Origin of the sequence: Brevundimonas vesicularis (assembly GCF_032067225.1) — a bacterium.
Lineage (GTDB): Bacteria > Pseudomonadota > Alphaproteobacteria > Caulobacterales > Caulobacteraceae > Brevundimonas > Brevundimonas vesicularis_F.
This window is the reverse complement of record NZ_DAMBJX010000016.1, coordinates 28282-44743: the sequence shown is the minus strand read 5'-3', so window position 1 is coordinate 44743 and position 16462 is coordinate 28282. Positions and strand designations below refer to the sequence as shown.

20 protein-coding genes and 1 tRNA gene are annotated in these 16462 nt (G+C 67.2%); 10 read left to right on the top strand and 11 right to left on the bottom strand.

Annotated features, from left to right (window positions below; genetic code table 11):
• Positions 1-322 precede the first annotated feature (322 nt).
• Positions 323-802 (bottom strand): DUF3617 domain-containing protein, encoded by a 480-nt coding sequence (locus tag RT123_RS05980; RefSeq protein WP_038294089.1) that lies wholly within the window; start codon positions 800-802, stop codon positions 323-325.
• Between the two features lie 236 nt (positions 803-1038).
• Between RT123_RS05980 and rpmB the strand changes: the two genes are divergently transcribed.
• Both rpmB and RT123_RS05970 read left to right on the top strand, forming a co-directional pair.
• A complete protein-coding gene (rpmB, locus tag RT123_RS05975; RefSeq protein WP_026108540.1) occupies positions 1039-1335 on the top strand; it encodes a 50S ribosomal protein L28 in 297 nt (98 codons plus the stop codon).
• Positions 1336-1444: 109 nt separating this feature from the next.
• The gene (locus RT123_RS05970; RefSeq protein WP_313008333.1) at positions 1445-3169 is read left to right on the top strand and encodes a M1 family metallopeptidase; all 1725 of its coding nucleotides are present in this window, start codon (positions 1445-1447) and stop codon (positions 3167-3169) included.
• A gap of 7 nt (positions 3170-3176) precedes the next feature.
• Here the strand turns inward: RT123_RS05970 and RT123_RS05965 are convergent, their stop codons facing one another.
• Positions 3177-3953 carry a transglutaminase family protein gene (locus RT123_RS05965; protein WP_313008332.1) on the bottom strand — a complete coding sequence of 259 codons (777 nt, stop codon included), beginning with the start codon at positions 3951-3953 and terminating at the stop codon, positions 3177-3179.
• 132 nt (positions 3954-4085) lie between these two features.
• Between RT123_RS05965 and RT123_RS05960 the strand changes: the two genes are divergently transcribed.
• Genes RT123_RS05960 through RT123_RS05950 form a run of 3 tightly spaced genes read left to right on the top strand, consistent with a single transcriptional unit; the run spans position 4086 to position 7810 of the window.
• Complete coding sequence (locus RT123_RS05960; protein WP_313008331.1) at positions 4086-4673, top strand: biliverdin-producing heme oxygenase; 588 nt, start codon at positions 4086-4088, stop codon at positions 4671-4673.
• Positions 4670-6844 (top strand): histidine kinase dimerization/phosphoacceptor domain -containing protein, encoded by a 2175-nt coding sequence (locus RT123_RS05955; protein ID WP_313008330.1) that lies wholly within the window; start codon positions 4670-4672, stop codon positions 6842-6844. Before RT123_RS05960 ends, RT123_RS05955 begins: the two co-directional genes overlap by 4 nt.
• 57 nt (positions 6845-6901) lie before the next feature.
• Positions 6902-7810, top strand: a complete 909-nt coding sequence (locus RT123_RS05950) for a DMT family transporter (protein ID WP_313008329.1) — start codon at positions 6902-6904, stop codon at positions 7808-7810.
• A gap of 67 nt (positions 7811-7877) precedes the next feature.
• On the opposite strand, the gene RT123_RS05945 is transcribed toward RT123_RS05950, so the two are convergent.
• Both RT123_RS05945 and RT123_RS05940 read right to left on the bottom strand, forming a co-directional pair.
• Positions 7878-8081, bottom strand: a complete 204-nt coding sequence (locus tag RT123_RS05945; RefSeq protein ID WP_017505920.1) for a cold-shock protein — start codon at positions 8079-8081, stop codon at positions 7878-7880.
• A 196-nt stretch (positions 8082-8277) separates the two neighbouring features.
• A complete protein-coding gene (locus RT123_RS05940) occupies positions 8278-9039 on the bottom strand; it encodes an extensin family protein (RefSeq protein WP_313008328.1) in 762 nt (253 codons plus the stop codon).
• A 102-nt stretch (positions 9040-9141) separates the two neighbouring features.
• Between RT123_RS05940 and ppk2 the strand changes: the two genes are divergently transcribed.
• Entirely contained in the window at positions 9142-9891 is a 750-nt protein-coding gene (ppk2, locus tag RT123_RS05935; protein ID WP_055753901.1) for a polyphosphate kinase 2, read from the top strand.
• Between the two features lie 7 nt (positions 9892-9898).
• Here ppk2 and RT123_RS05930 read toward each other — a convergent pair whose 3' ends face one another.
• Genes RT123_RS05930 through tsaD form a run of 3 tightly spaced genes read right to left on the bottom strand, consistent with a single transcriptional unit; the run spans position 9899 to position 12439 of the window.
• Complete coding sequence (locus RT123_RS05930; RefSeq protein ID WP_055753900.1) at positions 9899-10282, bottom strand: Rieske (2Fe-2S) protein; 384 nt, start codon at positions 10280-10282, stop codon at positions 9899-9901.
• Complete coding sequence (locus RT123_RS05925; protein ID WP_313008327.1) at positions 10275-11273, bottom strand: NAD(P)H-dependent glycerol-3-phosphate dehydrogenase; 999 nt, start codon at positions 11271-11273, stop codon at positions 10275-10277. The genes RT123_RS05930 and RT123_RS05925 overlap by 8 nt, the downstream gene beginning before the upstream one ends.
• A 26-nt stretch (positions 11274-11299) precedes the next feature.
• Positions 11300-12439, bottom strand: coding sequence for a tRNA (adenosine(37)-N6)-threonylcarbamoyltransferase complex transferase subunit TsaD (gene tsaD / locus RT123_RS05920; RefSeq protein WP_409514891.1), 1140 nt, complete (start codon positions 12437-12439; stop codon positions 11300-11302).
• Between the two features lie 46 nt (positions 12440-12485).
• Between tsaD and hemC the strand changes: the two genes are divergently transcribed.
• The 4 genes from hemC (at position 12486) to RT123_RS05900 (ending at position 14785) form a co-directional block, all read left to right on the top strand.
• On the top strand, positions 12486-13439 hold the full coding sequence (gene hemC / locus RT123_RS05915; RefSeq protein ID WP_055806679.1) for a hydroxymethylbilane synthase: 954 nt from the start codon (positions 12486-12488) through the stop codon (positions 13437-13439).
• Entirely contained in the window at positions 13436-14143 is a 708-nt protein-coding gene (locus RT123_RS05910) for a uroporphyrinogen-III synthase (protein WP_055806682.1), read from the top strand. The genes hemC and RT123_RS05910 overlap by 4 nt, the downstream gene beginning before the upstream one ends.
• 41 nt (positions 14144-14184) lie before the next feature.
• Positions 14185-14260: transfer RNA gene (locus RT123_RS05905), tRNA-Thr, on the top strand.
• A gap of 171 nt (positions 14261-14431) precedes the next feature.
• Positions 14432-14785 carry a helix-turn-helix domain-containing protein gene (locus RT123_RS05900; RefSeq protein ID WP_039246365.1) on the top strand — a complete coding sequence of 118 codons (354 nt, stop codon included), beginning with the start codon at positions 14432-14434 and terminating at the stop codon, positions 14783-14785.
• Here RT123_RS05900 and RT123_RS05895 read toward each other — a convergent pair whose 3' ends face one another.
• From RT123_RS05895 to RT123_RS05880, 4 genes are read right to left on the bottom strand one after another with little or no spacing between them, the layout of a single operon-like run.
• Positions 14786-15154: a hypothetical protein gene (locus tag RT123_RS05895; RefSeq protein WP_055806745.1), complete on the bottom strand. Its 369-nt coding sequence runs from the start codon at positions 15152-15154 to the stop codon at positions 14786-14788. It lies immediately after the preceding gene.
• 5 nt (positions 15155-15159) lie between these two features.
• Positions 15160-15615, bottom strand: a complete 456-nt coding sequence (locus RT123_RS05890; RefSeq protein ID WP_055807023.1) for a hypothetical protein — start codon at positions 15613-15615, stop codon at positions 15160-15162.
• Positions 15616-15629: 14 nt separating this feature from the next.
• On the bottom strand, positions 15630-15968 hold the full coding sequence (locus RT123_RS05885; protein WP_313008324.1) for a hypothetical protein: 339 nt from the start codon (positions 15966-15968) through the stop codon (positions 15630-15632).
• A 28-nt stretch (positions 15969-15996) separates the two neighbouring features.
• Positions 15997-16443: a helix-turn-helix transcriptional regulator gene (locus RT123_RS05880; RefSeq protein WP_313008322.1), complete on the bottom strand. Its 447-nt coding sequence runs from the start codon at positions 16441-16443 to the stop codon at positions 15997-15999.
• Positions 16444-16462: the final 19 nt, after the last annotated feature.

Here is a 16462-nt window from a genome sequence, read left to right as displayed (position 1 = left end):
CGACAAGGACGCCGCCGTCGAGCTGCTCGCCAAGTCGCTCAGCGCCAAAAAGCCGATCCCGACCGCCGAAGCCGCCTAAGCTTCGAGTTTCGGACAAAAGAAAAGGCCCCGGAGCGATCCGGGGCCTTTTTTGTTTCTGCCTCGTCTCAATCGACACTCAGCCTGCTCGCGTCATTCCGGGGCGTCCGAAGGACGAACCCGGAACCCAGGAGGCATGCATCAGGCTTTAAACGGATCCGGCAATGCGCGTGCGGCCCTGGGTTCCGGGTTCTTCGCTCCGCTCAGCCCCGGAATGACGAAATGGGAAGCGCGGCTGCCGCCGTCAGAAATATTCAGCGTTGGCCGGGCACTGGGCGCTGATGCGCCGCGCGGTGATGCTGGCGGGGATATAGGGGGTGCCGCGCACGATCTGGGCGCCGCCGCGGAAGCTGAAGCTGGTTTCCGTGTAGGTCCCATTCAGGCGAACGGCGATGCGACGGCCCTTGCGGTCCTGGCAGGTCCCCTCGAAGCGGGCGTTGCCGTTGCCGACCACGCGGGTCGGATAGGTGCAGCGCCACTTGTTGGTCGACAGGCCGCCGAAGAATCGGTTGATCTCGCTGGGCCGCACGCACTTCTGCTCGGTGTCGCGCTGGCCCACCGCGCTGGTGGTGTATTCCCAGTAGCCGGGCAGGACTTCGGACTGAGCCGCAGTCTGAGCCGGGGCGATGGCGGGCGAGGCCAGCATGAAGCCGCCGGCCATCACCGGGGCCAGGACGGCGAGCGCGCGCTTGGGCAGGCGATCGATCAAGGACGGACGGGACATGGGGGCCTTCTGTTCTGCTTGGGTCTCTTTTGAGGTCGTCATCATATGGGCCATACAGGGCGGCATTTGAATGACGGCTGAACGAGGCGCCGGGACGATGGGTCCAGACTCGGCTTGACGCCGAGCCGCCTCTTCCCTTCTACGGCCCCCTCTCGCGCGGGCTGGTTCCCGCGCGCAACTGTTTCATGCGTCCTCTCCCACGCTCGGGCTGGACGCCGCACCTTAAGGATCTGACGATGTCGCGTCGTTGCGAACTCACCGGTATCGGCCCCATGGTCGGCCACAACGTGAGCCACTCGAACATCAAGACCAAGCGCCGCTTCCTGCCGTCGCTGAAGACGGTCAAGGTCACGTCGGAAGCCCTGGGCCAGACGTTCAGCCTGCGCATCTCGAACGCCGCGCTGCGCACCCTGGACTACAAGGGCGGCCTGGACGTCTTCATCGTCAAGGCCCGCGACGAGCAGCTGTCGATCGCCGCTCAGCGCATCAAGCGCCAGATTCGCGCCAAGCTGGCCGAACAAGCCGCCGCCTGATCGGCGACTGCGACATAGAGTTCTGGAAGAGGCCGGTGGAAACACCGGCCTTTTTCTTTGCGCCATTGCCCGCTCGCGCTAGCCTGTCACCTCAGAGAGGGACGGCTTCATGCGCATCAAGATTTTGCTTTTGGCCGCAGCCAGCGCCCTGACGCTGCCGGCCTGCGCCACCGTCGCCCAGCCGGCGCCGACGCCACGTGAATCGACCGCCTTCACCCTGGCCACCGATCAGCCGCTGACGCCGGAACAGCAGGCGATGCAGTTCGACAAGGCCGACTTGTCGATCAAGGTCCTGCCAGAAGACAAGGCCATCGATGCGGTCGCCGTGCTGGACTTCACCGCCAAGGCGCCCCTGACCGCTCTGGCCGTCGAACTGGACACTCTGCTGAGCATTTCGTCGGTTCAGATCGACGGGGTCGAGGTCGCTGTCGATCGCTGGTCCAACCCCGAAGGGCGTCTGACGGTGCAGTTGCCCGAGACCCTGGCCACGGGCCGGTCGGTCTCCCTGCGCGTCGCCTACGCCGGCCAGCCGCGCGTGGCGCCCCGTGCGCCTTGGGACGGCGGCTTCGTCTGGTCCACCGCGCCGTCGGGCGAGCCATGGATCGCCACCGCGGTTCAGGGCGAGGGCTGCGACATCTTCTGGCCCTGCATCGACAGCCCGCACGGCGAACCGGGCCGGGTCGATCTGCACATCACCGTCCCGTCCGCCCTGTCGGCGCCGTCCAACGGCCGTTTCCTGGGCAAGGTCGATCACGGCGACGGCTGGGCCACCTGGAACTGGTCGGCGAAATCACCCAACACCTATGCCATCGCGCTGAACGTCGGGCCCTACGAAGAGGTGTCGGGCGACTACGCCAGCCGGTTCGGCAACACGATCCCGATGCGATACTGGCATCTGAAATCGGACACCCCCGAACAGGTCCAGGGCCTGTTCGCCCAGTTCCCAAAGATGCTGGACTTCTTCGAAGCCACCGTCGGCCCCTTCCCCTTCGGCGATGAGAAGATGGGGGTGGTCGAGACCCCGCACCTGGGCATGGAGCACCAGACAATCAACGCCTACGGCAACAGCTACAAGATCGATGGGCGGGGCTATGACTGGCTGTTGCAGCACGAGTTCGCCCACGAGTGGTTCGGCAATCAGCTGACCAATCAGAACGCCGACGACATGTGGCTGCACGAGGGATTGGGCAGCTACATGCAGCCGCTCTATGCGCGCTGGCTGCTGGGCGACCGCTATATGCAGCGCGAACTGGCCAATCAGCGCGAGGGTTTGATCAACACATATCCCGTCGTCTCAGGCGCGCCCAAGACCGAGGACGAGGTCTACAAGGGCGACGTCGGGCCGGGGCTCGACATCTATAACAAGGGCTCGCTGATCAGCCATTCGCTGCGGATGCTGATCGGCGACACCGCCTTCCATCAGGCGGTCACCCGTCTGGTCTATGGCCGACCCGACCCCCGGCCGGGCAATTTCGCGCCGCTGTACCGGTCCACCGACGATTTCCTGGCGATCATCAATGACGTCACGGGCCAGGACTATGGCTGGTTCTTCCGCGGCTATCTCTACAACGCCGCCCTGCCGGTGCTGACCCAGACCCGCGACGGCGATGTGCTGAAGCTGGAGTGGACGACGGGCGACGGCGGCGTCTTCCCCATGCCGCTGGAGGTCGAGATCGACGGGCGCGTTCAAACCGTGGCCATGACCGGCGGGCGGGGCCAGATCGCGGTTCCGGCCGGCGCCCATGTCCTGATCGATCCGCAGAACAAGGTGCTGCGCCAGATGGACGTGATCGACGAGCTGCAGGCCTACAAGGCGGCGCAGAAGCCGAAGTAGCGACCGGTCAGGCCTCGGCCACCGTCACCGACTGGCGCACCATCTGACAGCGCTCCTGCGTCGTCAGGAAGGCGATGTCCGCCGCATCGCGCCCGCAGGCGATCCGCACCAGACCTTCGACCGGCGCTAGGCCTGTCGGATCGACCAGCCACCAGCCGTTATCCAGCCAGACCTCGAAGATGGCGTGGAAGTCGGGCGGGCTGAGTTGGTGAGCAAAGGCGCTGACCGCCCGCGCAGGAATGCCCGACGCCCGGCATAGCGTCATGCCCAGATGGGTGAAGTCGCGGCACACGCCGGCCCGGTCGATGAAGGTGCGCGCCGCCGTGGTTTCGGTGTCCGACACGCCGTGCTCGTAATCGACGTTCTCGGTGATCCAGTTCAGGATCGCCAGCACACGCACCCCGCCCGCCGTGTCGCCGAACTCGCGCGTCACGAAGCGGCCGAACTGATCCGACGGGCAATAGCGGCTGGGCTGGAGATAGGGCAGGACCTCGGCAGGCAGTTCGCCCCAGTCATGCTGGGATACGCTGGGCGGCAGGCCCTTCAGCACGCCGTTCTCGACCACCGCCTCATAGGTCAGCTTGACCTCGCCCTCGACATGGCAACGCAGGGTGCGGGCGCCGAAGTCGACGTCCTCGTCTTCGTGAAAATCGACCGGCGGGTCGAAGGTCAGGGTTTCTTCCAGAATGTCCTGGCCCGGCCAGTGCGCGACCTGGATCTTGTAGATGGCGTCCGTCGGCGGATCGAAACGATAGACGAGTTCGGCGCGGACGCGCAGTTTCATGAAAATCTGCCGATCAAAGGGAGATGAGAAGGTTGCTGGTGAACGCCACGCGGTCTGGGCCGTTCCGTGGTGGTCCGCGCCTTCTGGCCTGTGCAAATCGACAAGACAAGACAGTGTGTTAATCTGAGCCCCATGATCGCTTCCCCTGCCCTTCTCGCTCTTCGGGAAGCCACCGCCTCAGCCCACGAAACCCTGGAAGTCCAGGCCCGGATCGAGCCGCGTCTGTCGGACCACGCCACGCGGGCGGCGACCGTGGCGGCGTTTTACCGCTTCCATGCCGGACTGGAGCCGCTCAGCCATCCGCTGGCGGCGGCGTTGAACGCTGAACTGGAAGCCAGCTTCGAACCGCGATCACGCGCGAACGGGATCGCCCAGGACCTGACGATACTGGGCCAGCGCGTTCCCCCGCCGGCGCGTCCGGCTGCGCCCGCCTCGGCCGGCGAAGCCTTGGGCTGGGTCTATGTGGCCGAAGGGTCGATGCTGGGCGGTCGGATCATTCGACGACGATTGGCCGCCGAGGGTCGCGATCTGGACGGCCTCGGTTTTCTGGACCCCTATGGCGAAGAGACCGGCGCACGCTGGCGCGCCTTCATGGATTTGCTGGACCGGGCCTGCCTTGGCGGCCTTGTCACGATCGATCAGGTGGTGAAGGGCGGCGTCGACGGTTTCGCCTTCGCCCACCGCACCTTGCAACCCCAGCCGCAGGAGGCCGCGGCATGACCGAGACGCTCGACCTGGCCGACGCCGCGCTGAACGAGTGCGATCGCGAGCCGATCCACATTCCTCAATCGATCCAACCGCACGGCTTCATGCTGGTGCTGGATCTGCAATCCCTGACCATCCGCCAGGGGGCGGGCGCGATCGAGGAGTTGACGGGCCGCAAGGTCTGGATCGATCGCACCGTCGCCGACGTGTTGGGCGATGTCGCCGACCGGGCCGTACGCGCCATGGCCGCGCATCAGGAGGCCGGCTTCGCCTGTCGCTGGCGCGCGACCAATCGTCTGGAATACGACGTCGTGGTGCATCGTGCGCCGGGAACGACTTCCGGCACGATCAATGATCTGATGATCATCGAGGTCGAGCAGAGCTCGCAGCAGGCCCGGCTCGGCGTCGATCTGATCGCCAACCTGGACGCCGCCGGCGCCGCGCTGGAACGGGCGGTGACGATCCAGACGGTGTGCGAGCGGGCGGCGGACGCCTTCCGTCGCCTGACCGGTTTCGACCGGGTGATGATCTATCGCTTCCAGGACGACGAGGCGGGTCAGGTCGTGGCCGAAAGCCGCGCCGATGGGTCCGGCTCCTTCCTCAACCATCATTTCCCCGCCACAGACATCCCGCAGCAGGCGCGCGCCCTTTATCTGCGCAACCCCGTGCGGGTCATTCCGGACAGCCGCTATACGCCCCAGCCCCTGCGCCCCATTGCGCCCGGCGAGGCGCCGCTGGACATGAGCGACAGCGGCCTGCGCTCGGTGTCCCCGATTCATCTGCAATATCTGCGCAACATGGACGTTCGGGCCTCGGCTTCGGTTTCGATCATCGTCGATGACGCCCTGTGGGGGCTGGTGGCCTGCCACAACGCCTCGCCTAAACTGCTGCCCTATGAGCTGCGCGTGGGCTGCACGGCCCTGGCCCGCAATCTGGCGCGACAGCTGAAATCCAGGACCGACGCCGACCTCTATCGCGAGCGCACGCGCCTGCGTCGGATGGAGGACGAACTGCTTTCGCGGCTGTCGCCGGACCGGCCGATGCGAGAAGCGCTGGGCGAAAAGGCCGACGCCCTGATGCAGCTGACCGGCGCGGACGGTCTGGCCATCGTCAGTGACGGCGATATCCAGACCTTTGGCCATACACCGCCCGAAGACGGCATACGCGACATCGCCGCCTGGGCTGCGGGACGGCCGGGCCTGCGCCCCGTCTCGTCGCACAACCTGGCCTCGGTTCTGCCCGCCGCCGAGGCCTGGAAGACACACGCCAGCGGTCTGCTGGCGGTGACCCTGCCTCTGGATCAGCCGGTCTCGCTGCTGTGGTTCCGCTCGGAGGTACTGGAAACGGTGCGTTGGGCCGGCAATCCCTCAACGGCGGAGAAGACTGGCCCCAACGCCATTCTGACGCCCCGCGCCTCGTTCGAAAGCTGGTCGGACACCGTCTCGGGCCGCGCGCACCGCTGGGGCCCCGCCGCCGTGGAGTCCGCCGCCCGGCTGAGGGACGCGCTGGCCGACTACGCCGCAGTCCATCAGATCCGACGGCTGAACCGATCGCTGCAGGACCGCCTGTCCGAGCGCGACCTGCGGCTGGAACAGCAGCAGTATCTGATCCGCGAGGTGAACCACCGGGTTCAGAACAGCCTGACGCTGGTGTCCAGCTTCCTGGGCCTGCAAGCGCGAGAGCAGGCGGGCGGCTCTGCCGCGACCGCGCTGAACGAGGCGCGACGTCGCGTGCGCGCCGTCTCTGCGGTCCACAGTCGGCTGTATCTGAGCGATCAGGTCACGACCATCGACATGAGCCGCTACATCGGCGAGCTGATCGGCGATCTGGGCTCCAGCATGGGGCCCGATTGGGCCGCCGCCATCGAAACCGATCTGGACCCCGTCTGCATCGAGCCAGGGCGCGCCATCACCATCGGCCTTATCCTGACCGAACTGATCATCAACGCCCAGAAATACGCCTATGACGGCAAGCCTGGTCCGCTGCGGATCGCCTTCCAGGAAGACGGCGCCTTCTTCCGCATGACGGTGGAGGACGAGGGCGCCGGCGGGCATCTTGCCGGCAAGGGTTTCGGCTCGATGATGATCAAGAGCCTGGTCGGTCAGTTGGACGGAACGATCGACTATCGCGACCGCGCGCCAGGCCTCAGCGTCGTGTTGCGGTCGCGCATCGACCCGCTCGTTTAAGGGGCGGCCTGACGGCGCCTGTGGCGTCAGGTCGCAGGGCGCCGTAAGAGCCGGGCCATGTCCGCCCTGGCCTTTCGTCCTTCCTCGCGCGCCTTTGCGCTGATCGTTCTGCTGATCGCGGCCAGCGTGCTGGGCCTGGCGCCCATTCTGGTGCGGTTGACCGAGACGGGGCCGGCGGCCGCGGGGTTCTGGCGGTTCCTGTTCGCCCTGCCCCTGCTGACGATCCTGGCGTCGCGCGAACCGGGCGGCGTCGGCGCGCCGTCGAAATGGGCGCTGCTGGCGGGCCTGTTCTTCGCCCTGGACCTCAGCTTCTGGCACTACGGCATCGTCATGACCTCGGTCGCGAACGCCACGGTGCTGTGCAACCTGACGCCGGTCGTCGTGACCCTGTTCGGCTGGTTTGTGCTAAAGGAGCGGCCGCACCGGCTGTTCATCCTAGCCTTGGCCCTGGCCATGTGCGGCGCCTTCGCCATGGCGGCGGGCGCGGACGGCGGACAGGGGACCAATCCGATGCTGGGCGACCTGTTCTCCCTGTCGGTGGCGGTCTGGTACTCGGGCTATTTTCTGGCGGTGCAGGCGGCGCGGCGCACGGCCGGCGCGATGCGGGTGACCTTCTGGGCGACGCTGCTGGGCGCGCCCCTGCTGTTGATCGTCGCCCTGGCGCTGGGCGAGGCTGTCATCCCCGCCGGGCCGGCCGGCTGGGCCGCCTGCGTGGCCATGGGGGTGATGCACATCTTCGGACAAGGCGGCGTGGCCTGGGCGCTGGGCAAACTGCCGGCGTCGGTCACGGCCGTGACCATCCTGATCCAGCCTGTCGTCGCGGGCCTGCTGGGCTGGTGGATCTTCGGCGAGACCCTGACGCCGGTTCAGGCCCTGGGCGGCGCCTTGGTGCTGGGCGCCATCGTCCTGGCGCAGCGGTCGCAGAGGGCGAAGCCCGACGGGCTCAAGCAGCGCAAAGCGCGGTAGCCAAAAAAGAAAACGGGCGCGGGAGAAACTCCCGCGCCCGCCTCTAAGCCTTGAAGGCTGGATCGACTTAAAGAACCTTGAGGTCGATCGCCGAAGTCTTGCCGCGCTGGTTTTCCAGCTCGTATTCGACCTTGGCGTTCTCATCGAGGCCCTGAAGTCCGGCCTTCTGAACGGCGGTGACGTGAACGAACACGTCGGAGCCGCCGCTATCGGGCTGGATGAAGCCGTAGCCCTTGGTGGGGTTGAACCACTTGACCGTGCCGGTCGCCATGTCTGCGTCTCCGTAAACGCGCTTTTCCAGGCGGATCCCCCTCGAGGTGACCCGACAATCCATCTGGACAGCTCGTTCAGGCGAAGGAGCGAAACGCGGGTTTGGACCCCACGCGAAATCCGGACTGCAGCGATGTTGTCACCCGGCTTTTCCAGACGGTCAACAGCAAAGCGAGTCGCACCGGACGCATTCAGGCTTAACGACAGAGGCCCCGCGCGGCCCCGTCGATGTGCAGATGGTTGGCGTGGGCGGCGTTGTAGTCCGGCGTCAACACCGTCGAGAACAGCTGGCAGGCCCCGTCGCGCAAGGCGTGGAGGAAGCGGCCGCCCGGCTCGCCCGCCGGCCCGTCGCCGCGCCAATCGTTCAGAACGCTGATGGTCCGACCGTCCTTCAAAGTCACCGCTGCGACATCCAGCGCATTGGCTTTGGCATGTTCGCTGGGCCGCTCGGCCTCGTCCTGCGAGCCGTAGATGCGGCGGCATGAATAGGTGCCGTAGTTCTCCACCCGCGCGGGCGCCGAGCCCAGAATGTCACGCGAGGCCGGGCGCAGCACCTGTCGATCCCAGATGACGTAGCGGACCGCCAGCGGGCACTGCATGACGACATCGGCGGGGGCCAGCGGCGTCACCTCGCCGCCTGTGATCCGCACCGCCCCGCGCACCACGCAGAAGCCGCCGTCGTCGCGGTCGGGCGCGCGTTCGACCTGAACCCCCGCATTGCGCAGCGCCTGCATACAGGCCTCGGTCGCGCCCTCGACAGCCTCGGGGGTGGCGGCGGTCGGCACATCGAAGGCGGCGACCTTTGCGGTGGTCGCGCGGCCCAGCGGACGATCCAGATCCAGCGGCTTCCACGGGAGGTCCTGGGGCGGAGCGAAGGCGTTCAACAACGCAAAGCCGGCGCAGACCAGCAGCGCCAGCTCCCACACCAGATTCCACATGTCCGCCAGATCGCGCTTCATTCGGCCCCTCGCAGGCCGGACGGGCCCGGCGCCTTAACGCCCAGCTTCGCAGTCGGCTCCCTCGCCCTTGCTCTCTGCCGGCCCTCGGCCCACTCTCTTGCCATGGGAAAGAAATCCGACGCCTATGACGCCGAGCTGGAGCAGATCCAGCTGGCCATCGTCCAGACCCAGGCCTGGAGCATCGAGCATGGCTCGCGCGTGGTCATCGTGCTGGAGGGGCGCGACACCGCCGGCAAGGACGGCGCGATCAAGCGCCTGACCGAACATATGTCGCCGCGCCAGACCCGCGTCATCGCCCTGCCCAAACCCAGCGACCGCGAGACCAGCCAGTGGTATTTCCAGCGCTATGTCCCGCACCTGCCGGCGGCGGGCGAGACGGTGATCTTCAACCGGTCCTGGTACAACCGCGCCGGGGTCGAGCCGGTCATGGGCTATTGCACGCCCGAGCAGTACGCCCAGTTCATGACCGACGCCCCGCGCTTCGAGCGGATGCTGACCGACGACGGGATCATCCTGATCAAGATCTGGCTGGATATCTCGCGCAAGGAGCAGGCCAAGCGGCTGAAGGAACGCCGCGAGGATCCGTTGAAGAAGTTCAAGCTGTCGTCGCTGGACGCCGAGGCCGAAGCGCGGTTCGACGCCTATTCCGACGCCCGCGACCGGATGCTGGACGAGACCGACCGCGACTATGCGCCCTGGACCGTCGTCGCCACCGACGACAAGAAGACGGCGCGGCTGAACATCGGCCGCTACATCCTGTCGGTGCTGAGCCACACCAGCATCGACATCAAGAAACCGGATCCCGACGTCGTGTTCAGCGCCGGAAAGGCCAAGGGCAAGCTGGCGCGCTGAAGGCGCCTCAGGCCGTTCTGACGATCCCGCCAGAGGCCGCCACCGGCCAGGGCGTCAGTCGCCCGCCCGCGCAGGGGCCGCCCTTGCATTCGCCGGTCAGCGGCTCGAACACCGCCCCGTGCCAGCCGCACAGGATCAGTGCGCCGTCCGGCGTCAGATAACGGTCGATCTCCATGGCGATGGGAAAACCTGCGTGCGGGCAGCGATCGACCCAGCCCGCGACCTGACCGTCCTTCCTGACCACGAAGCCGTGGAAGAAGGCCTCGCCGATCTGCAGCACGAAGCCGCGCGAGCCGGGGTCGGCGATGTCGCCCTCGGCGCACAGGGCCACGCCGGGCGGCGTCTTCCAGACCCGTTTGCGCTCGGCCGGCGCCTCGGCCGCTTCAGACACGCTCGGCCTTCAGCGGGCGCGATAGCAGGCCGTCGATCAGACCATCGACATCGATCTCGCCGGCCAGCAGGGCGGCGACCCCTTCGGAGATCGGGATTTCCACGCCCAGACGCGCGGCCAGTTCGCGAACCGCCGGCGCGCTTTCATAGCCTTCCGCCACCGACCGTTTGCCGGCCAGGGCCTGTTCGACCGTCTGTCCCTGACCCAGGGCCAGACCCAGGCTCATGTTGCGCGACTGGGGGCTGGAGCAGGTCAGGACGAGGTCGCCCAGGCCGCACAGGCCCGCCACCGTCTCCGCCTGCCCCCCCATGGCGACGGCGAGGCGAGTCATTTCCGCAAAGCCGCGCGTGATCAGGGCGGCGTGGGCGCTGCGCCCCAACTGACGCCCCTCGGAGATGCCGCAGGCGATGGCCAGGACGTTCTTCAGCGCCCCGCCCGCCTCGGCGCCCACCAGATCGGTCGCCAGATAGGGCCGGAAGCCCGGCGCCGACAGGGTGTTCAGCAAGGCCTCGCCTAGCGCCTGATCGGCGCAGGCCAGAGTCACGGCGGTCGGCAGGCCGCGCGACACCTCGCCCGCGAAACTGGGACCGGAGAGGACGGCTGCGGGGGCGTCCGGCAGGGTCTCGGCCAGCACCTCGGTCATCAGCTTCATTGTGCCGCGCTCGACCCCCTTGGAGCAAAGCACCACCGGCAAGCCAGCGCGATAGTGGGGCGCAAACGCCGTCAGCGTCGCGCGCATGTGCTGGGCCGGCGGCACGGCCAGGATCACGTCGCAGTCGCCCAGATCAGCCAGGTCGGCGGTGAATTTCAGATCGTCGGCCAGAGGCACGCCGGGCAGATAAAGGTCGTTGGCCCGCGTCGCCCGCATCGTCTCGACCAACTGCTGCTCGCGCGCCTGCAACGTCGTGTCCAGTCCGGCCCGAACGCAGACTTGCGCCAAAGCCGTGCCCCAGGCACCCGCGCCGATGACCCCTGCCGTGCGGAATTCCATACGCCCTCCCGAGGCTTGTTTACCGTTCACGCCTTGGCGCCTTTACGGCCCGGCTTGTGCGAAGGATCGGACAGGGCGCGCGCTTCGTCCAGCGGCCATCGTGGTCGGGCGACGACGTCGATGTCGCTGGTCAGGCCCAGCGCCAGCCGTTCCGCCCCCGCCAGGGCGATCATCGCCGCATTGTCCGTGCAATAGGCCATCGGCGGCGCCAGGAAGTCGAAGCCGTGTTTCGCCGCCGTCGCCTGCAAGGTCGCGCGAATGGTCTTGTTGGCCGCAACTCCGCCCGCGACGACGAAGAGCTTGTGGTCATGCGTCTCCGCATAGGCCGCCAGCGCCCGTTCCGACCGATCCGACAGCTGGCGCGCGATCGCGTTCTGCACCGCGTCGGCCAGATCCGCCTTGTCCTGCTCGGTCTCGCAGGTCTGGGCGATACGGAAGGCCGCCGTCTTCAGGCCCGAAAAGGAAAAGTCGCAATCCTTGCGGCCCAAGAGGGCGCGCGGCAGATCGATCTTCGACCCGTCGCCCTGCATGGCCAACCGCTCCAGCGCCGGGCCGCCCGGATAACCCAGGCCCAAGGCCTTGGCGATCTTGTCGAAGGCCTCGCCGGCCGCGTCGTCAATGGTGGCCCCCATCCGGCTCATATCGCCGACGCCGCGCACCTCCAGAAGCTGGCAGTGGCCGCCCGACACCAGCAGCAGCAGGAAGGGATAGGCGACCTCCGCCCCCAGCCGGGCCGACACCGCATGCCCCTCAAGATGGTTGACCGCCACCAGCGGCAAACCGCGCGCGAGCGCCGCCGCCTTGCCGAAACTGAGGCCCACCATGACCCCGCCGACCAGACCCGGCCCGGCGGTCGCCGCGACCCCGTCCAGCCCGTCATAGCCCATATCGGCCTCGGCCATCGCGCGGCGTGTGACCTCGGCGATCATCTCGACATGGCTGCGCGCCGCGATCTCGGGCACCACGCCGCCATAGGCCGCATGGTCGTCGATCTGGCTGTGAACGACCGAGGACAGCACCTCCGCCCGACCGCCCGTCAGGCGCACGACCGAGGCGGCGGTCTCATCGCAACTGGTCTCCAGGCCCAGCACCGTCAGCGGACCGGGACGAGGGGGGACATCCCGTCCAGTTGCCGCATCGGCGCCGCTGCTATAGTCGGCGGACATCTCCATCGGGTCGAGGTAGCGACCCGGCGACCGGTGCGCAACGCTCATGACCTTTCCTCTCCGCATCGGCACCCGGCGCTCCAAGCTGGCGCTCGCCCAATCCGGCATGATGCAACGCGCCATCGGTCGCGCCCTGAACGTGCCCGAGGCCGAGATCGAGACCGCCGTTCCTCTGGTCGAGATCGTCACCACCGGCGACCGCATCCAGGATCGCCGCCTGCTGGAGGTCGGCGGCAAGGCCCTGTTCACCAAGGAGATCGAGGAGGCCCTGCTGGCCGGCCGGATCGACATCGCCATCCATTCGATGAAGGACGTCCCTGCCGAACAGCCCGACGGACTGTGCATCGCCGCCATCCCCGAACGCGAGGACGCCCGCGACGCCTTCATCAGCCGTGACTTCGACAGTTTCGACGCCCTGCCCTTCGGCGCGCGCCTGGGCACCGCCAGCCTGAGACGGCAAGCCCAGGCGCTTGCGCTGCGGCCGGACCTGAAAATCGAGATGCTGCGCGGAAACATCGACACCCGCCTGCGCCGCGCGGCCGAGGGCGACTTCGACGCCATCCTGCTGGCCGTCTCGGGCATGACGCGCCTGGGCGTCACCGAACATATCCGCGAGAAACTGTCGCTGGACGCCTTCCTGCCGGCGCCGGGCCAAGGCGCCCTGGCCATCCAGACCCGCGCCGCCGACATCGACGCAGACTGGGTCGCCGCCCTGAACCACCCCGAGACCGCCCTGTGCATCGCCGCCGAGCGCGGCGCCATGACGGCGCTGGAGGGGTCGTGCCGCACCGCCGTCGGCGCCTTTGCCCGCATCGAACACGACACCCTGCATCTGACCACCGAAATGCTCAGCCCGGACGGCTCCGCCCGCTGGCGGCGCGTCGGCGATCTTTTCCAACCGACCGAAGCCGACGCGCGCGCACTGGGCCAACGCCTGGGCGGCGAGGTCCACGCCTCGGCCGGCGATCAGGAAGTCGATCCCGCGACCCTGGACGGATGAACGTCACGCCGACACGCGTATGGATCACCCGCGCCGAACCGGGCGCCGTGCGCACCGCCGCCCGCCTGCGCGACATGGGGTACGAACCGATCGTCGCGCCCCTTCTGACCATCCAGAACCTGACACCGCCCGTTCCCGATCTGGCGCCGTTCGCCGCCTTGGCCTTCACCAGCATCAACGGCGTGGCGGCCTTCGCCGCCCTGACGCCCCGCCGCGACCGTCCGGTCTTCGCCGTCGGCGATGCGACCGCCCAGGCCGCCCACGATGCGGGCTTCGCCGATGTCCACTCCGCATCCGGCGACCTGCGCGATCTCGCCCGCCTGATCGCCAGCGCCATCGCCAACGCCGCCGTCCTGGTCCCTCAAGCGGAAACCCCTGCCGGCGATTTCACCGCTGCCCTCGCCGCCGCCGGCGCCCGTAACGTGTCGGTCCATTCGCTGACAGTCTATCGCGCCATCGAAACGTCAGTCGCAGCGCCCGCACTGTTCGACGCCGTTCTGATCCACTCCCCCCGCGCCGGAAAAGCCCTCGCCAAGCTTCATCACGCCCCCTTGGCCCAGGCCGTCCTCGCCTGCATCTCTCCCGCCGCCGCGGCTCCGCTCGTCGCGCTCGGCCTGACGCCCGTTGTGGCAAAATCGCCCGACGAGACCTCATTACTGACGATCTTGAACGCGGCGCTTGGCAAGCGCGATCCGGCCGTATAAAGACCCCGTCTCGCGCGGACAGCTTCGTCCGTCGCAACCGGGCCGCTTTAGCTCAGCCGGTAGAGCACATCATTCGTAATGATGGGGTCAGGTGTTCGAGTCACCTAAGCGGCACCACTTCTCCGAGCGCGGTTCGCGCGGGAGGCGGCGTCTAGATCGCCGAAATATATCCTCAAGGTTGAATCGTCACCTGCAACGCACGTAGCAATCCCTAGCTAAGCAGCTTTGGCTTGACGGGGTCGGTGTTTTGGGGCCATGGCGCCGCATTATCTATGCCCGCAGGCCGACATGAACGACGCAGTTGATCCCGTAGACATCGCCATCGGCGGACGCATCCGCACCCGTCGTGAGGAACTGCGCATCACCCAGGCGCAGTTGGCCGCCGGCGCAGGCGTGACCTTCCAGCAGATCCAGAAGTACGAGCGGGGCGTGAACCGCGTCTCGGCCGCCCGCCTGCTGCAGATCGCTTCGGTGCTGAAATCGACCGGCGCGGCCCTGCTGGGCGAACTGGAAACGGCCGAGGGCGACGAGCTGGCGCTGGCCGCTCCCGGGGTCGCCGAACTGCTGGCGGCTTTCCGCGGCATCAAGGACGCCGCCCAGCGCGACGCCCTTCTAACCGTGGCCAAGGGCCTGCGCGGCTGATCAGGCCCTGTTGCTAGCGCTTTTCAGCAACTGCTCGACCTCATCACGATGATCGGCGCCGTCGAGAGCGGCGCCTGCCAACCACGACTGGATGGCGTCCAGCGCGCGCGCATCGCGACCGTCCGAGCGGCCGGCGTCGGACAGGCTCTGGCGAATGATCTCGATCATGCAGACCGCCTCGACGGCCGAGGTCGGGGCGTGATCGAGAAGCGTGGTTTCCGCCGCTTCCATCGGCGCCAGATCCAGTTCGACGAGTAGATTCTCGCCGCTGGCGGACAACGATGACGATCCGACCTGTTTCGCCAGATTGGCCGTTTCCAGCCACGAGCGGAAAAGCGGCATGAAGGCGGGGGTGGTTTGGGTGTTCATGACATTCAGACTTTCTGTAGCGCCCGGATCGATCCGGGCGCTGATTTGGGACGGGCGTAGGGGGCGCACTGGGCCTCCCAGACGCCGAAGAGGGCGAGAAGCAGGAGCTCGAACCAGACGACCATTCGGGTCGATACGATCGACCACAGCAGGGCGTCGGAGCCGGCGATGCCGGCCAGATGGGTCGAAACCGCGATGAGCTGGGCGCCGGCGGCGAGAAGCAGCCACCATCGGTCGTAACGGAGCGCCAGACCGACCAGCAGACAGAACATGGACACCGACAGGATCGCCACCCCCCACCGGAAGTGCCCGATGAACAGGTGATCGACCAATGGCGTGCCCCAGTTGAGGACGACCAGAGCGACCAAGGCGATCCGCTCCGGCATACGACCCTTCCAGAGCAGAAGCGCCATGACGCCGTAGGTCAGACCCACCAGAAACAAGGACAGCGGCGACCCCATTCCGATGGCCGCGATCAAGCGGCGACGGCGAGAACCGGTGCGAACCCAGTGGGTTTGACCGTCTTGTCTTCTTGCGCGCCATCCATATGCCAGCCGACCTGATGGTCGTCGGCGACATGGGCCAGTTCGCAGTGACTGGCGATGACGGCGCTACGAACCTCGGCCAGTTGGCTTATGCCGCGCACCATATTGGCCAGCGCTTCCTGTCCAACCTCGGCCGCCAGACGCGCCTCGACCCGACCTTCCAACGCGGTCTGAACCAAGCGGCTGACCTCGATCATCGCCTGATCGACGGCGTGTTCTGCGGTTCTGACCTGCCGTGCCACGCGGACGCCGACGTGCATGTTCTTCATTGGCTCCACCTTCCTTTAAGCCGTTTAGTCAGCGCATTTCAGCGGGAGCAAGCCGGTCGAAAAGGGATGGAACCACCATGCCCGCCGTCACGATCCCGATGGCGAACAGAAGGGCGATAGCGGCCCCGGCGACGATGATCCCCACTCTCGCCAGAGCGCCCCGAGGAGGCGCAGGCAGAAGCCAGGAAGTCGTTGGGTCGGAAACCGCATCGTCCGACTGTTCGGCCGACGTGGGATCATTGAGCGTATGGGGGCCAGTGTCGGGAATGAGTATCGACGCCTCTGAGTAGCCAATACTCAGTCGCCGGGCCGCCAGTTTGCGGTCCGAAACGCCCAGCTTGGCATAGGCGCGATGCAGGTGATTGCCGACCGTGCGCGGCGAGATACGCAGGCGCGCAGCGATTTCCTTGTCCTCAAGACCCTGGCCGGCCAGGCGGACGCATTCGCTTTCTCTCGTCGTCAGGCCATCTGGCATGGGGACCCCCTGACGTTTA

Excerpts from the sequence above, each read along its gene's own strand:
- RT123_RS05980 (WP_038294089.1), bottom strand. The coding sequence starts at position 802 with ATGTCCCGTCCGTCCTTGATCGATCGCCTGCCCAAGCGCGCGCTCGCC.
- rpmB (WP_026108540.1), top strand. The coding sequence starts at position 1,039 with ATGTCGCGTCGTTGCGAACTCACCGGTATCGGCCCCATGGTCGGCCAC.
- RT123_RS05970 (WP_313008333.1), top strand. The coding sequence starts at position 1,445 with ATGCGCATCAAGATTTTGCTTTTGGCCGCAGCCAGCGCCCTGACGCTG.
- RT123_RS05965 (WP_313008332.1), bottom strand. The coding sequence starts at position 3,953 with ATGAAACTGCGCGTCCGCGCCGAACTCGTCTATCGTTTCGATCCGCCG.
- RT123_RS05960 (WP_313008331.1), top strand. The coding sequence starts at position 4,086 with ATGATCGCTTCCCCTGCCCTTCTCGCTCTTCGGGAAGCCACCGCCTCA.
- RT123_RS05955 (WP_313008330.1), top strand. The coding sequence starts at position 4,670 with ATGACCGAGACGCTCGACCTGGCCGACGCCGCGCTGAACGAGTGCGAT.
- RT123_RS05950 (WP_313008329.1), top strand. The coding sequence starts at position 6,902 with ATGTCCGCCCTGGCCTTTCGTCCTTCCTCGCGCGCCTTTGCGCTGATC.
- RT123_RS05945 (WP_017505920.1), bottom strand. The coding sequence starts at position 8,081 with ATGGCGACCGGCACGGTCAAGTGGTTCAACCCCACCAAGGGCTACGGC.
- RT123_RS05940 (WP_313008328.1), bottom strand. The coding sequence starts at position 9,039 with ATGAAGCGCGATCTGGCGGACATGTGGAATCTGGTGTGGGAGCTGGCG.
- ppk2 (WP_055753901.1), top strand. The coding sequence starts at position 9,142 with ATGGGAAAGAAATCCGACGCCTATGACGCCGAGCTGGAGCAGATCCAG.
- RT123_RS05925 (WP_313008327.1), bottom strand. The coding sequence starts at position 11,273 with ATGGAATTCCGCACGGCAGGGGTCATCGGCGCGGGTGCCTGGGGCACG.
- tsaD (WP_409514891.1), bottom strand. The coding sequence starts at position 12,439 with ATGTCCGCCGACTATAGCAGCGGCGCCGATGCGGCAACTGGACGGGAT.
- hemC (WP_055806679.1), top strand. The coding sequence starts at position 12,486 with ATGACCTTTCCTCTCCGCATCGGCACCCGGCGCTCCAAGCTGGCGCTC.
- RT123_RS05910 (WP_055806682.1), top strand. The coding sequence starts at position 13,436 with ATGAACGTCACGCCGACACGCGTATGGATCACCCGCGCCGAACCGGGC.
- RT123_RS05900 (WP_039246365.1), top strand. The coding sequence starts at position 14,432 with ATGAACGACGCAGTTGATCCCGTAGACATCGCCATCGGCGGACGCATC.
- RT123_RS05895 (WP_055806745.1), bottom strand. The coding sequence starts at position 15,154 with ATGAACACCCAAACCACCCCCGCCTTCATGCCGCTTTTCCGCTCGTGG.
- RT123_RS05890 (WP_055807023.1), bottom strand. The coding sequence starts at position 15,615 with ATGGGGTCGCCGCTGTCCTTGTTTCTGGTGGGTCTGACCTACGGCGTC.
- RT123_RS05885 (WP_313008324.1), bottom strand. The coding sequence starts at position 15,968 with ATGAAGAACATGCACGTCGGCGTCCGCGTGGCACGGCAGGTCAGAACC.
- RT123_RS05880 (WP_313008322.1), bottom strand. The coding sequence starts at position 16,443 with ATGCCAGATGGCCTGACGACGAGAGAAAGCGAATGCGTCCGCCTGGCC.